Genomic DNA, 14,835 nt, shown 5'->3' with positions numbered 1-14,835 from the left:
GTGGTCCTGGCGTGTCCTGTCCCGGGTCCCTCCCCGGGCGGGCCATGCGGCCTAGAGGCGGGCCGTGAGCTGGGCGTGCAGGGTGCGGGCCGAGGCGTCGGTGAGGGAGGCGAGCTGATCCACAATCACCCGACCGCGCGCCCGGTCGTCGCTCGCGGCGTCGAAGAGGGCACGGAATTGCGGATCGAGTGTGTCGGGCGCGCGGGCCGTGACCGCCTCCGCCAGCTCGGTCAGCACGATGCGCTGGTCGGCCCGGAGGACGGCCTGCTCGTCGCGCTGCATCACATAGCGGTCGGCGACGGCCTTGAGCACCGCGCACTCGTTCCGCGCCGCGCGGGGGACGACCAGCTCGGCGGCGTACCGGGTGAGGGGGCCGGTGCCGTAGGCGTGGCGGGTGGCGCCCTCGGCGGCGAGGCAGAACCGGCCGATGAGCTGGCTGGCGGCGTCCTTGAGCCGGGCCTGCGCCAGGGCGGAGCCGTCGTAGTGGTGGGGCCACCACTCCTGGCCGACGAGGCGGTCGAGCGCCTCCGACAGCTCCTCGGGGTCGGTGTCCGCCGGGACGTATCTGCCGATGGCGACCCGCCATATCTCCGCCCGCTCGTCCTCGGCGAGCAGCAGATCCGGGTCGATGTGGCCGGCGTGCAGCCCGTCCTCGAAGTCGTGGACCGAGTAGGCGACATCGTCGGACCAGTCCATGACCTGGGCCTCGAAGCACTTGCGGTGGCCGGGGGCGCCCTCGCGAATCCACTCGAAGACGGGCAGGTCGTCCTCGTACACCCCGAACTTCACCGAGGTGGGGTCGGTGGGGTGGCCGCCTCGGGCCCAGGGGTACTTGGTGGCGGCGTCCAGCGCGGCGCGGGTGAGGTTGAGGCCGACGCTGATCACCTCGCCGTTCGCGGCGCGGGTGAAGCGCTTGGGCTCGATCCGGGTCAGCAGCCGCAGGGACTGGGCGTTGCCCTCGAAGCCGCCGCAGTCCTTGGCGAAGTCGTTGAGCGCGGTCTCGCCGTTGTGTCCGAACGGAGGGTGGCCCATGTCGTGGGAGAGACAGGCGGCCTCGACGAGGTCGGGGTCGCAGCCGAGCGCGGCGCCCAGCTCCCGGCCGACCTGGGCGCACTCCAGGGAGTGGGTGAGGCGGGTGCGCGGGCTGGCGTCCCAGGCCTGATTGCGGGTGCCGGGGGTGACGACCTGCGTCTTTCCGGCGAGCCTGCGCAGCGCCGAGGAGTGGAGCACCCGGGCGCGGTCGCGCTGGAACGCGGTCCGTCCCGGACGTTTGTCGGGCTCGGGGGCCCAGCGTGCGGTGGCCCTGTCGTCGTACGGGTCCTGAGTGGTGCCAGTGGTGCCTGCCATGCTCCGAAGGTAACCGGCCCCGGTGACAGCCGCCGCCACCGGTGATCGCGCGGGCGGCGGGCCGGGGCGCTCTCAGGGGCTGCCGGGAGGCGCGGACGGCGGGCCGGGGTGCTCGCCGCCCGGCCGGGGAGTGCCGTCGAGCCGGACGGTGCCGAGCCGGGTGCCCAGCTCGGCGGTGATCCGCAGCAGCAGCTGAGCCGTGGTGTCGAGGGGCGGGGACTCACGGGGATGCGCCGGCTCCGTCATGGGGGCGATCCTGCCGGGCCGGGGTTGCGGGGCTGTTGCCGTCCGGTGACGGGGGTTTTCCACAGGTTCGGCGGCCCGGAGGACCACTGTCAGACCGGTCACCTACTGTCATCGACATCGAAACCGGTACGTCGGGGAGGCGGTCTTGCCATGGGCTGGATCGAGACAGACAGCGGTGGCTACACCGTGGCGTTGGACGGCACGGGGGTGCTCTGCCGGAATGCGGCGGGCCGCCTGCTGAAGCAGGTTCCGCCGAAGCTGCGGGAGGATGCCGCGGTGGTGCGGCTGCGGCAGCTCGCGGAGTGGCTGGAACGGCACGATCGGGAGTGCCGGGAGCAGGTGGACATCTGGCTGGTGCGGTCACTGCCGGTGCCGGTGGCCCTGCTGGCGCGGGTGTGGCCGGACACGGCCTGGCAGTCGGCGCTGCGTGATCTGGTGGTCGCCCCGGTGGGGGCGGACGGCGCGGCGGACATGGAGCGCGCGGGCCTTCTGCGGGACGCGGACCCGGTGAAGGGCCTGGGGATCGTCGATCTGGACGGCGATTCGGTGCGGCTCGACTGCGAGAGCGTGCTGATACCCCACCCGGTGCTGCTGGAGGACCTGGAGGAGCTGCGGGAGTTCGCGGTGGAGCTGGGGGTCCGGCAGGGCGTGGAGCAGTTGTTCCGTGAGGTGTGGCGGCGGCCCGACGAGACGGCCGGCCAGGAGTGGCACGCCTACGCCAAGGCGAAGTTCGATCAGTTGCGGCACGCCACGGCGCGGGCGGTCGCGCTCGGGTACCGGGTGCGCGGCGGTCAGGTGCTCTGCCCGCTGGTGGAGGAGGGCCGCTCGCTGGAGGCGGCGTACTGGCTGGGTGCCGACTATCCGGACGCGGAGGCGCGCACCGGGGCCCTGGAGTGGCGGGACCGGGAGGGCCGGCGGCTGCCGCTGGCCGAGGTGGGGCCGGTCGCCTGGTCGGAGGGCGAGCGGATGGCGGCGCTGGTCCACGCCGGCCGGGTGGTCGTCGACGAGGACGAGGCGCTCCGGTGAGCGGCACACCGGGCGCGCACAGCACCCAGAGCACAGGCACGGGCACGGGCACGAGAAGCACTGACGGCACCGAGAACACCGCGGGGGAATCGATGGACGGACTGCTGGACGCGGGAGGGGTACTGCCGCTCGGCGGGGGCGGGACCAGGGACGGAAGCGGAAGCGGGGAGCCGGGCGCGGGACCGGGTGAGGGGCCGGGCGAGGCGCTGACGGCGCGGGCCTACGGCCATCCGGCGCTCGACGGGCGCACCGTGGTCCGGCTGGTGCCCGCGGCCATCGCCCCGGCGGAGGACCTGGCACTGGAGTACCTCGGCTTCGAGGGCGCCGGCGCGGCGGCCGTGGGCCGGGTGCGGCCCCAGTCGCTCGGCTTCCCCGCCTGGGCCCTGGTCCACGACCCGGCCCAGGGGCATCACGCGCTGGCCGTGGTCAAGGAGATGGAGCGCCTGGCGCGCCAGGTGGCCACCAAGCCGGGCCTGGCGAAGGAGGGCTTCGACGAGATCGGCACCCGGCTGGACCGCTCCGTACCGCACTTTCTGCCCACCTACTACGAGCAGGTGGGGCGGCTCTTCCTCGGGGTGGAGGCGCGGCAGCAGGCGTCGGTGTTCTTCGGGAAGGCGCGCGCGGCGGAGCAGCGGCACGCCCTGCCGGTGGACGAGGCACGGCTGCGCGAGGTCTTCCTGGAGTTCGCGGGGGCGGGCGCGCTCAGCGGCAAGGCGCTGCGGGAGTACGCGAAGGGCCTCGCCGAGCGGCTGACGCCCCAGGACGCGTACACGGAGTTCCGGGCGCTCTCCGCACAGCGGTGCACCGCGGGACTCACCCCGTACGCGGGGATGCTGGAGGATCTGCGGCGCCTCGCGCGGAGCGCCGGTCTCGACGCCGCCGCCGAGGAGGCCGCGCTGCTCGGCGAGATCATCCACACGGGGGCGATGAGCCGGGCGTCGGGCGGCTTCTGGAAGTCGGCGCTGCCCGCGCTGATCACCGTCGCCTCAGGTGATCAGTCCGTGCGGGAGCGGCTGCTGGCGCTCTGGCCGGAGGCCGGCGGTGAGAGCACCGAGGAGTTCGACGCGGCCTGGCTGGAGCTGCTGGAGCGGTGCGGGGCGGTCGCCCTCCTCCTCGACGGCACGGTCCCGGCAGCCAAGTGGCTCTCGGCCTGGAGCCGCTACCGTCACCGCGGCTGGCGCGATCTGAAGCGCGTCCCCGCCGAGCTGGCCCTGGTGGAGCGGCTCGCGGAGCGGCTGATCGCGGACGGCGCCCCGCTGAATCTGCTGCGCGGGGGCTGGCGCACCAGTGTCGACCTCGACCTGCTGGATCTCTGTCTCGCCCTGGGCATCCCCGTGAACCCCCCATCGGACGGCACGGGGAATCTGGAGCTGTCGCCCTGGTTCGCCGACGAGGGCGAGGGGCGCCGGGATCTGGTGGCGCTGGTCGCCGATGCCCGGTTCGCCGGGCTGCTGCGCGGCGGGGTGGAGCGGCTGTCGGCCGACGGGGGCGAGGGCCGGCTGAAGCAGGTCGTCGCCCATCCCGCGCTGCGCACGGTGCTGCGCGACTGGATCGGCGACCGCGCCGACGACCTGGACCGCCCGCTCGGGCTGCCGCTGCTGGACGGGCTGCTGGGGCGGCTGGCCCCGGTCTCGTCGGCGCTGGGCACCGCGCCGGAGGCGGCGGCCAGGATCACCGCCTTCTCCCCCGCCGGAGCCCTCGCGCACACCCTGCGCACCGGTGTGCTCGACGAGTTGGGCTGGCCCGCGCTGGAGGAGGCGCTCGGCGAGCTGGGCACGGCGGGCACAGCGGGCACCCCGGCCCGGGGCCGCCGCGGCGCCGACGACGAGAGCCACGCCCTGGCGGACGCCTGGCCGGCGCTGGTGGTGCGGCTCGGTCTGCGGGCCGTCGCGGTGGGGCCATCGGGCATCCTCGACCGGCAGACGCTCTCGCTGCCGGCGCCCAAGGCGCACCACTGGGACACTCCGCTGGTCCGCTGGATCGGCGGCCAGTGGCTCACGGTCAACGGGTACGGCGACGAGCGGCGGGGCCGCTGGTCGGGCCGGGCCGCCGAGGTCTTCACGCCGGACGGCACGCTCCCGGACACCTGGCTCTCGTGCCGCACGGCCTCGCTGGAGCTGGCGGACGGCAGCCGCACCTTCGGCGGGCGGCCGGTGCACCCCGGGGACACCTCGTTCGCGGGTGAGGCACGGCAGATCGCCTCGGACGGTGTCTCCGTGTGGGTGCTGCACGAGGGCGAGTGGTGGGACTACGACCCGGAGTCGGCGCGCCGGGGCCGGGTGACCGTTCCCGCGTTCTTCGACACGGCGCTCGCGGAGCGCCGGGGCACCCTGCTCCAGCGCTTCTGCCGGCTGCTGCCCGCCCGGCCGGGGCTGGAGTCCTCGCCGCTGGGGAGCAGGGACGGCCTGGTCGGCTGGTGGGTCCGGTTCGATCCGCGGGCGCGGACCCTCACCGCCTGCTCCGTGGACGGCAGCCGCAGCCCGGCGGTGCCGCTCCCCGCCGGCGCCCGCCCCGGGCAGATGTCGGACGGGATTCCGGTGCCGCCGCTGAAGCTGCCCGCCGGCGCGGTACTGCACCCCCGGGAGACCCGGGGGCACAGCGGGAAGGTCGATCTGCACGACGCGGACGGCACCCTGCTGGCCACCGTCGAGGAGGCGGGCAGTGCACCGGTGTACGCGGGGGGCACCCCGCTGGTGCCGCCGCTGGGGCACTGGCACGCGCTGCGCCCGCGCGACGAGCGGGGTTCGGCCGCCCTGCGCACCGTGACCGAGGCGGACGCGGCGGCGCTGCTGGCGGCCGTCGCGGAGGGCGCCGAACCGGCGGACGCCGTGCGGAAGCTGCTGCCGGAGATCACCCACACCGCGCTGGTGGCCGGTGTCGCCGGGCTGGTCGGGGAGGCCGCGCGGCACGCCGGGCGCATCGCGGTCCTGGCCAGGAGGGCCGCCGAGAAGGAGGAGACCGATGGTCTGCCGGTGGTGCGGTTCGCCCACGACGGGCCGCTGCGGCAGGCGCTCAACCCGCTCACCGACTCCCACAGCTCCTCCTACTGGAACTCCCGGGAGCAGGACACCGTCTCGGTCATGAACCAGCTCCGGTGGCTGGAGCGGATGCTGGCCCCGGGCGCGGGCGAGAGCCGGGAGACCACCGGCTCCGCCGCGGTGGAGTGGCTGGGGCTGCCCGGCTGGGGGCTGGCGGCCGCGGCGGTCAAGGCCGCTTCCCCGGCGACCCCGGAGAAGGAGAGCAAGGCGCTGCTGGAGTTCCTCGGCGCGGCCCTGGAGGTACGGGCCGGCGGGGACGCGGTCCTGCTGGACCCGCGCGGACGGCTGCGGCTCGTCAGACTGAGGGGTGAGACCTCCGAGGCGGCCGGCTCGTTCATCGGCACCGTCCGGCACACGGGGGCGCGGCGGCTGCTGGTGACGGCCGTGAAGCGGACCGAGCCGGGGCACGCGGTCTGGGAGTGCGTCGAGTACGACCCCGGCGGGGCCTTCGGCGGCTGGGACGGCCTCACCGAGGTCGGGTCCCGGGTGCTGGGCACCCCGGCGGACCCGCCGCGCGAGGAGGCGGTGCGCCGACTGCTGGACGGGGTGACGCGGCGCGGTCCGCTGCCGTACCGGCCGGAGCGGGCCCAGGAGTTCGCGGAGCGGGTGGGCATCGGCCCGGTGACCGCCGCGCTGGTCCAGCTCGGACTGCCCGGTGTCGACGACTACGGCAGGGACGGGCTGCTGCCCGCCGGGTTCCTGGCGCCGCTGGGGCTCAAGAGCGCCGATGCCAAGGCCGGCCGCACGGCGGCGAGCGCGCTGACCACCGCCGAACGGCAGCGGTACACGGGGCTGCTGCTCCCGGCGGACGGCGACGGCGTGGACCGCCTGTGGGCGGAGGGCTTCGACCTGGAGCCGCTCACCGGTGCCTGGCTGGCCGAGCGGGGCAGGCTGCGGGCCGTGCCCTCCTGGCTGACCGTCCGGATGGTGGCCGAGTTCTCCTCCGATCCCGGGCTGGAAGCGGCGCTCAACCCGGAGGCGCGGCCCGAGCTGACCGGCCGCACCGAGCAGCGGCTCGACAAGGACGGCGACCTGGAGCCGGCCGACGCCCGGAAGCTGCTCACCGGCGGCGCCCTGGGGTCGTACGAGTGCGCGCTGCGCTGGCTGGCGTACCGGCTGCCGTTCGGCGATCCGCTGCGGGCGGTGCTGCCGGTGACGCTGCGGATGGTGCGGGAGCGGCTCACCGATCCGGGGCTGCTGCTCGACCTCGGCGTGGACTGGGGGGAGGACGGCAAGCCGGTCTCGACCCGTATCCGGGAGGCCCATGGGCTGAGCCCGCGCCGCAAGGGCGCCAAGGACGGTCTGACGGAGGTGTCGGACGCGCTGGTGCTCGCCCCGATGAGCTACAGCTCGGCGCACGACTCGGTGTGGGTCAGATCCGCCGCCGTGGTCACGGGACCCGAGGCCGGTCCGGATCACCCGGCGCTGAAGCTGCTGCTCGCGGTGGCCGGGGAAGGGGGCGCGCTGGATTCGCTGCGGACCCTGCTCAGCGAGGAGTTCATGGCGCTGGTGTCGGCCGACGGGCCGGCCGGGGCGGCCCAGCACCCGGCGCACAGCGCCCCGGAGCTGGTGCCGGCGGCGGCGGAGCGGCTCGGCCTCTCCGAGGACGCGGCCACGCTCTATCTGATGCTGCTGGCGCTGCCGGACCCGGCGGACCGCGGCCAGGCGGAGTGGACCGGGTGGAAGCCGGCCCGGCTGAAGAAGGCGCGCGCGGAGCTGGCGGCCACGGATCTCGTGGTGGTGGCCAAGCGGGCGCGGGCCGGGCGTTCGCTCTTCCTGCCCGGGGGCTGGCTGGAGGCCAGGTCTCCGGCGCTGCCGCTGGAGAGCTGGAAGACGGCGCTGCTGCCCCAGGAGGAGTACGGCTTCACGGTGCCCGGCCGCCCCGTGGGGGAGCTGTTCCGGGCCGCCTGGCAGCGGGTGGTGGACGGCGACGCGCCGGGGTTCGAGGAGTTCGAGGGGCGCAACGCCCGGAAGGCCAGGAGGGGTTCGCGATGAGCGGGAAGGTGGCGGAGGGCGTGGCGCGGGGCGCGCGGCAGGTCGAGCTTCCGGAGGACCGGTACCGGCGGGAGCTGGAGTTCCTGGCCGCCTGTGACGAGGGTCCGAGGCCGCCGGGGTGGCGGATGACCCCGCGTTCGGTGGTGGTGTTCGTCTGTGGCTCCGACGGGGAGCCGCTGATCGCGCCGGACGGGCGGCGGCTGGTCGTCCCGCGGAAGTTCGTGGGCGACCGGGCGCTCGTCGAGCGGTGTGTGGTGACCCTGGCGGGCGAGCGGGGGCTGCTGCTGACCGGCGAGCCGGGCACGGCGAAGTCGATGCTGTCGGAGCTGCTGTCGGCCGCGGTGTGCGGAAGCAGCACCCTGACCGTCCAGGGCACCGCGGGCACCACCGAGGACCAGCTCCGCTACGGCTGGAACTACGCGATGCTCCTCGCCAAGGGCCCGAGCCGGGAGGCGCTGGTGCCGTCGCCGGTGCTGGCCGCGATGGTCCGGGGCGCGGTCGCCCGGATCGAGGAGGTCACCCGCTGTCTGCCGGAGGTGCAGGACGCGCTGGTGTCGCTGCTCTCCGAGCGCCGGATGTCGGTGCCCGAGCTGGCCGGCGCCGGGGACGCCGACGAGACGGTGCACGCGGTGCCGGGGTTCACCCTGATCGCCACGGCGAACCTCCGGGACAAGGGCGTCTCCGAGATGTCGGCCGCGCTCAAACGCCGTTTCAATTTCGAGGAGGTCGGCCCGATCCCGGATCTGGACGCCGAGACGGAGCTGGTGCGGGGGCAGGCGACAGCGGCGCTGGAGCGGTCGGGCGCGGCGTTCACCGTGGACGACACGGTGTTGCAGGCGCTGGTGACGGCGTTCCGGGATCTGCGCTCGGGGCGCAGCGCGGAAGGCTGGGAGATCGAGCGTCCCTCGACGGTGATGTCGACGGCGGAGGCGGTGCAGGTGGCCACCTCCATGGGGCTCGGCGCCGCCTATCTGGGCGACGGCCGGGATGTGGTGCGCACCCTGCCGGGCCATCTGCTGGGCACGGTCCGCAAGGACGACCCGTCCGACCACGCCCGGCTCCTCGGCTACTGGGACGGCCCGGTCCGCCGCCGGGCCGAGAGCGGGGCACCGCTGTGGCGGACGCTGTGGGAGCTGCGCGATGAGCTGGCCTGAGCCGGAGGCGGCCATGGAGCGGCTCGCCGACTGCCGGGAGCCGTATCTGATCGGGGTGCGGCACCACTCCCCCGCGCTGGCGGCGGCCGTTCCGGCGCTGCTCGACGGGGCGGCGCCCGAGGTGCTCCTCATCGAGCTGCCGGAGGAGTTCGCGCCCTGGCTCGGCCACTTGGGCGACCCGGCGACGGTGGCGCCGGTCGCGCTGGCGGGCAGCGGACGGGAGCTGGTGTTCCTGCCGTTCGCGGAGTTCTCGCCGGAGCTGGCGGCGATCCGCTGGGCGCGGGAGGCGGGGGTGGAGGTCCTTCCCTTCGATCTGCCGCTCGGCGCCCGGGTCCCGGGCGCCGAGCGCGACCGGGAGCCGGCCCCGGAGGCCGGTGCGCTCGGTGCCGCCCTGCGGGCCCGTGCCGGGGGCCGCCCCGGTGACGATCTCTGGGACCGGCTGGTCGAGGCGAGCGCACCCGGCGGGGACCCCGAGTCCCTGCGCCGCGCCGCGCTGCTGGTGGGCTGGGCGCTGCGCGGCGACGCCGGCCCGGTCTCCGCGTACGACCTGCGCCGTGAGGAGAACATGCGGCGCAGGCTCGCGGAGCACCGGGGGCGCAGGGCCGCGGCGGTCATCGGGGCGTTCCACGCCCCGGCGCTGGTGCCGGGGCCGCGCGCGGACGGCCCGCCCGGCCCGGACACCTCGCTCCGGGCGGCGGGGGCCTCCGGCGGCGAGGGGCGGCCCGAGCGGGCGGGGCCCGGCGGCGGGCGGTCGCCGGGGCCGGAGGGCCCACGGGCGGGCGGCCGGGATCTCGTCGAGGACGCCGGGGAGCCGATGGAGGTGGTGACCTCCCTGGTGCCCTACTCGTACGCGCTGCTGGACGAGCGGTCCGGGTACCCGGCCGGGATCAGGGACCCCGAGTGGCAGCACGGGGTGTTCCGGGCCGCCGGAGATCCGCGGCTGCTCGACGAGCTGCTGATCGGCACCGCGGTGCGGATCTGTGCGGCGGTGCGGGAGGCGGGGCACCCCAGTGGGCCCGCCGACGCGCGGGAAGTGGTGCGGGTCGCCCGGGACCTGGCGACGCTGCGGGGGCTGCCCGCCGCCGGGCGCGGAGAGCTGGCCGAGGCGGCGCGGACCGTGCTCACCCAGGGGCAGTTGCTCGGGCGGGGGCGGGTGGTGGCCTCGGCGATGGAGCGGGTCCTCGTCGGCTCGCGGCGGGGCAGGCCCGCGCCGGGCACCCCCCGCTCGGGGCTCGGGCCCTGTGTGGAGGCCCTGCTCGCCGAGGTGCGGCTGCCGGGGCCCGACGCGCCCGACCGCCGTGAGCTGCGGCTCGACATCCTCCGTTCCGGCCTCGACCGGCGCCGGGAGATCACCCTGCGGCGGCTGGCGGTCTGCCGGATTCCGTACGGCGAGCCGGGCGAGGTCGCCGGGGTCGGCGAGGCCGCCGCGCTGACCACCCGCTGGACCGTCGCCTGGTCGCCTTCGACGGCCGCGATGCTCGATGTCGCCGGGATGTACGGGGTGACGCTGGAGCAGGCCGCCGAGGGCCTGCTGCGGCAGCGCCGGGCCGACGAGCGCCGGCAGGGCGGCCCGACCGCCGCCGAGGTCCTCGACGGGCTCGGCGAAGCGGCTTCCTGCGCGCTGCTCCCGCTCGCGGCGGAGCGGCTCGCCGAGGTCGCGGAGCTGCTCCCGGCGACGGGCACCCTGCCCGAGCTGCTGCGCGCGATGGAGCTGCTGGACCGGGTCCGGTCGGGGCATGTCCCGGGTGTGGGCGCCGCATGGGAGCGCCCCGCGGTCGAAGCGGCGCTGGAGGAACTGGCCGCCGCCGGGGTCCGGGCGCTCGACGGGCTCGCCGGTTCGACCGCCGAGGCCGACGCGGCGGCCCTGGTCACCCTCGCCGGGCAGGCCGCGGAGACGGGCGGCGGGCTGCGGCTCGCCGACGCGCTCACCCGGCTGGAGTCCGGCGCCACGCCCCTCATCCGGGGCGCCGCGGGTGCGGCGCGGGTGCTGTTGGGGCAGCGGGACCCGGCCGATTTCGGCATCCGGCTGGCCTCCCGCGCGGACGCGGCGGGCTCCGCCGAGCTGCGCGCCGGACTGTCCGGTTTTCTGCGCGGGTCGCTGCTCGCCGCCGGCCCGCTGCTGGAGACCGGCAGGGCGCTGGACCCGCTGCTGGAGCGGGTGGAGTCCTTCGCGGACCGTGCGTTCCTGGAGCGGCTGCCCGCGCTCCGGGAGGGGTTCGACGTGCTCTCCCCGGCGGCCCGTTCGCGGCTGCTGTCGGTGGTGGAGGACCGCACGGGCGAGGCGGCGGGCACCCTGACGGGCCCGGTGGCGGACCCGGCGGCGCGGGCGCTGCTGGCGCTGGCGGATCTCGCGGGGCGGGAGGCGCTGGCCGCGCGGGGGCTGCTTCCCCGGAGCGCTCCGGCCCGGAGCACGGCCGCGACCACGACCGCGACCGCCGCCCCGGCCCGGCCTTCCGGCGGCGCGGATCACTCGCTCACGGCGGGCGCGCGCTGGCGGCTGCTGCTCGGGCGCGGTCAGCAGCCGACGGCACAGGGGCGGCGGGTCGCCACCGCCCTGGACGAGCTGTACGGGAGCGGCCGGGGCGAGGGCTCCCGGGGCGAGTACGGCAGCGGGCCGGGGGGCGGCGGCGAGCCCTCGTACCCGGATGTCCGGTCCTGGTCGGAGGAGCTGGCCGCGCTCTTCGGCCCGGGTGTACGGGAGGAGGTACTGGCCGCGGCCGCCGACTCCGGCCGGCTCGACGCGGCGCTCGAACTGGACCCGGCGGCCGTCCGCCCCTCCGTGGAGCTGCTGCGGACGGTGCTCGCCTCCGCGGGCGGCCTGCCCGAGCAGCAGCTCGCCCAGCTCCGGCCGCTGGTGGCCCGGCTGGTCCAGGAGCTGACGGCGGCGCTCGCGAACCGGCTGCGCCCCGCGCTCACCGGTCTCGCGCACCCCCGGCCCACCCGGCGTCCGGGCGGCCCGCTGGATCTCCCGCGCACCCTGCGGGCGAATCTGACGACGGTCAGGCGCGACGCCGGATCGGGCGAGGTGACCGTTCTCCCGGAGCGGCCCGTCTTCCGGACCCGGGCCCGCCGGTCGACCGACTGGCGGGTGGTGCTGGTGGTGGACGTCTCCGGGTCGATGGAGGCGTCCACGGTCTGGGCCGCGCTCACCGCGTCCGTGCTCGCCGGGGTCCCGGCGCTCAGCACGCATTTCGTGGCCTTCTCCACCGAGGTGCTCGACCTCACGGACCGGGTGGAGGACCCGCTGAGTCTGCTGCTGGAGGTCCGGGTGGGCGGCGGGACCAGGATCGCGCACGGGCTGCGGCACGCGCGGGATCTGGTGACCGTCCCGTCCCGGACGATGGTCGTGCTGATCAGCGACTTCGAGGAGGGCGGCCCGGTCGGGCCGCTGCTCGCGGAGGTGCGGGCGCTGGTGGACGCGGGCGTCCATGTCCTCGGCTGTGCCTCGCTCGACGACCGGGGCCGGCCCCGGTACTCGACGGGTGTGGCGAGCCGGCTGGTGGCGGCCGGGATGCCGGTCGCCGCACTCAGTCCCCTGGAGCTGGCCCGCTGGGTCGGCGAGCGCGTAGGAGGTACGCACCGGTGACCGACGACTCTGCCCCGGGGCTGCCCCCGGTGGCCGCCGATGTGGCGGCCGGGGCTCTGGATCTGCTCCCCGCGAGGCTGCGCAAGCGGGTGGACGCGGCGGTGGCGAAGATGGCGGGCCGTCCGGTGGAGGGGGTGCCGGGCGGGGTGCGGGTGAGGGTGGACGAGGAGAGCTGGGTGATGTTGAGGGTGAGCGGGGGGGTGGTGGTCGCGGAGGGGGACGCGGTGTGCGGGTGTCTGCTGGCGCCGGCCTGCCTGCACCGCGCGGCGATCCTCGCCGCGTGCCCGGTGGCCGAGCCCTCCGAGATCCTCCCGCTCGACCGGGCCCCCTTGACGCGGTCCCCCCGCACCCCGGACTCTCCCGCCGACCCGGCGGCCGGGGACGCCCCCGGGGCCACGGGCGCCCTCACCCAGGGCACATCAGCCCGCCGGGCGATCGGGGACAGCCCCGAGGCCCCAGGCACCCAGACCCCGAACACACCAGCCTGCCGGGCGATCGGGGACAGCCCCGAGGCCCCAGGCGCCCTCACCCAGGACACACCAGCCCGCCGGGCGATCGGGGACAGCCCCGAGGCCCCAGGCGCCCTCACCCAGGACACACCAGCCCGTCCGGCGATTGAGGACGGACCCCGAGGCACGGGTGCCCGCACCCAGGCGGGCCCAGGTCGGGGGCCAGCCCCCGAACCCCCGCTCCTCAAACGCCGGAGGGGCTGGATGGGCGAACCCCCACTCCTCACACACCAAGAGGGCCAGGTGGCCGAGCCCCCACTCCCCACACACCAAGAAGGCCAGGCGGGCGAACCCGCGCGCGACCAAGCCCGTCCGGCGATTGAGGACGGACCCCGGGCCACAGGCACCCGCACCCGCACCCGCACCCGCACCCGCACCCAGGGCACATCAGCCCGTCCAGCCATGGACCAAGCCCGGGGCCCTGGGCAGGCGGGGGCGGCTCACCCCGTTCTCGGGGTGGTGCGGCGGGCTCTCGTCGGGGTGCTCGTCAGAGGGGTCGGCGGGGGCGGGGCCGTGCAGCGGGCCGAGGTGCTGCACGCCGCGCACTCCGCCCGGCTCGCCGGATTCCCGCTGCCCGCCGCCGCCGCGGTCCGCATCGCCCGGCGGCTGACCGAGGCCCAGGGCAACGACCCCGCGTTCCGGCTCTCCGAGCTGACCGCCGAGCTGACCGGGCTGCTCGACCTCCTGGACCGGCCGGACGACGCCGCGGCCCCGCCGCGCCGCTCCTACCAGCCGGCCAAGCCCCTCCGGCTGTTCGGCCTCTTCACCGAACCGGTGGTCACCGCCTCCGGCTACGCGGGCGCGACCGCCTACGGCTGCGCCCCGGACGGCACCCTCCACACGGTCTCGGACATCATGCCCGGCCCCCCGGCGCGCGCGGTGCGGGCGTCCGGGTCCCCGCTGCCGGGCGGCTGCGCGCTCCCGCTGCGCGAGTGGGGGGACGGCGGCGCGGTGATCCTCACCGACCCGACGGTCTCCCCGGACGGGCGGATCGGCGCCGGCGCCGGGGTCCGTTCGGTCCGGGCGGCCGGCGCCGCCTGGCACGAGCCGCCGCTCGACGCCCTGTGGCGGCGGCCCCCGGCCGATCAGCTGACCGCCGCGCTCGACTGGTCGGCGGAGCCCGCCGGGGTCCGCCGCGCGGGCGGCGATCTGCTCTTCCTCACCGGGACGGTCACCGCCGAAGGCTTCCGGGCCGACGGCGGCCCGGTGCTGCGGCTGCTCGCCCCGGACGAGCGCGCGGAGCTGGCGTACGCGGAGAATCTGCGGCTGCTCGCCTCCCGACCGGGTCTCCGGCTGCGGCTGATCGCGCGCCTGGCGGCCGACCGCCCGGGCGCGGTGCGGGCGCTGGCGGCGGCGTGGACCGGACACGACGGCGAGCAGGTCCGCGCCGATCTCGGACTGCGGCGGCTGAACCGCTCCCTGATACCGGCGCCGCCACCGGCACCGGCGACACCCACCGCACCGTCGCCACCGCCCCCGGCGCTGCCCATGGAGCTGGATCTGCTGCGGCGGGCGGTGGACCGGGCGGTCGCGGGCGGCCGGGCCGTCACCGCCGCATCGGCCGACGGGGAACTTCCGCGCAGACTCGGCGCGGCGGGGCTGGCGACCGGGGCGGAGTGCGCGCGGGCCCTGGCCGAGCGGGCGGCCGACCGCCGCCACGACGGCCTCGGCCGGCTGCTCCCCGCGGACCCGGACGCCTTCGCCACGGCGTGGCTCGCCGCCTCCCTCTATGTCTCGGCGGCGACCCGCGCCCTGCTGCCCGCGGCCTGGTCGGCGGGCGGGGCCGGGGAACCGGAGCGAACCCCGGAAGCGGTCCCGGAAACAGCCGGAGACAGCCCCTCGGAGAGACACGCGGAGAGACACGGCGAGAACCGAATCCCCCCGAACACCGTCTGAGCCGGTGTGAACCCCCCCAGATGGAAACTGCCCGGACC

At 76.6% G+C, this 14,835-nt stretch carries 7 protein-coding genes; 5 read left to right on the top strand and 2 right to left on the bottom strand.

Annotated features, from left to right (window positions below):
* Nucleotides 1–51: 51 nt before the first annotated feature.
* A complete protein-coding gene (locus tag ABT122_RS10695) occupies nucleotides 52–1,347 on the bottom strand; it encodes a deoxyguanosinetriphosphate triphosphohydrolase (RefSeq protein WP_351548487.1) in 1,296 nt (431 codons plus the stop codon).
* 72 nt (nucleotides 1,348–1,419) lie between these two features.
* The gene (locus ABT122_RS10690; protein WP_351548485.1) at nucleotides 1,420–1,593 is read right to left on the bottom strand and encodes a hypothetical protein; all 174 of its coding nucleotides are present in this window, start codon (nucleotides 1,591–1,593) and stop codon (nucleotides 1,420–1,422) included.
* Between the two features lie 150 nt (nucleotides 1,594–1,743).
* Between ABT122_RS10690 and ABT122_RS10685 the strand changes: the two genes are divergently transcribed.
* Genes ABT122_RS10685 through ABT122_RS10665 form a run of 5 tightly spaced genes read left to right on the top strand, consistent with a single transcriptional unit; the run spans nucleotide 1,744 to nucleotide 14,797 of the window.
* Nucleotides 1,744–2,619: a DUF4132 domain-containing protein gene (locus tag ABT122_RS10685; RefSeq protein WP_351548482.1), complete on the top strand. Its 876-nt coding sequence runs from the start codon at nucleotides 1,744–1,746 to the stop codon at nucleotides 2,617–2,619.
* Entirely contained in the window at nucleotides 2,616–7,652 is a 5,037-nt protein-coding gene (locus tag ABT122_RS10680; RefSeq protein ID WP_351548479.1) for a hypothetical protein, read from the top strand. The genes ABT122_RS10685 and ABT122_RS10680 overlap by 4 nt, the downstream gene beginning before the upstream one ends.
* Nucleotides 7,649–8,806: an AAA family ATPase gene (locus ABT122_RS10675; RefSeq protein ID WP_351548477.1), complete on the top strand. Its 1,158-nt coding sequence runs from the start codon at nucleotides 7,649–7,651 to the stop codon at nucleotides 8,804–8,806. The genes ABT122_RS10680 and ABT122_RS10675 overlap by 4 nt, the downstream gene beginning before the upstream one ends.
* Nucleotides 8,793–12,392 (top strand): DUF5682 family protein, encoded by a 3,600-nt coding sequence (locus ABT122_RS10670; protein WP_351548474.1) that lies wholly within the window; start codon nucleotides 8,793–8,795, stop codon nucleotides 12,390–12,392. The genes ABT122_RS10675 and ABT122_RS10670 overlap by 14 nt, the downstream gene beginning before the upstream one ends.
* The gene (locus ABT122_RS10665) at nucleotides 12,389–14,797 is read left to right on the top strand and encodes a hypothetical protein (RefSeq protein WP_351548471.1); all 2,409 of its coding nucleotides are present in this window, start codon (nucleotides 12,389–12,391) and stop codon (nucleotides 14,795–14,797) included. Before ABT122_RS10670 ends, ABT122_RS10665 begins: the two co-directional genes overlap by 4 nt.
* The last annotated feature ends 38 nt before the right edge of the window (nucleotides 14,798–14,835 follow it).

The organism is Streptomyces sp. NPDC001985, assembly GCF_040296845.1.
In the GTDB taxonomy this organism is placed as follows: domain Bacteria; phylum Actinomycetota; class Actinomycetes; order Streptomycetales; family Streptomycetaceae; genus Streptomyces.
The sequence above is the reverse complement of the archived record's forward strand: the minus strand, read 5'-3'. Positions and strand labels throughout refer to the sequence as shown.

What these genes read in the sequence shown, in the direction of transcription:
- ABT122_RS10695 (WP_351548487.1), bottom strand. Translation starts at nt 1,347, where the DNA reads ATGGCAGGCACCACTGGCACCACTCAGGACCCGTACGACGACAGGGCC.
- ABT122_RS10690 (WP_351548485.1), bottom strand. Translation starts at nt 1,593, where the DNA reads ATGACGGAGCCGGCGCATCCCCGTGAGTCCCCGCCCCTCGACACCACG.
- ABT122_RS10685 (WP_351548482.1), top strand. Translation starts at nt 1,744, where the DNA reads ATGGGCTGGATCGAGACAGACAGCGGTGGCTACACCGTGGCGTTGGAC.
- ABT122_RS10675 (WP_351548477.1), top strand. Translation starts at nt 7,649, where the DNA reads ATGAGCGGGAAGGTGGCGGAGGGCGTGGCGCGGGGCGCGCGGCAGGTC.
- ABT122_RS10670 (WP_351548474.1), top strand. Translation starts at nt 8,793, where the DNA reads ATGAGCTGGCCTGAGCCGGAGGCGGCCATGGAGCGGCTCGCCGACTGC.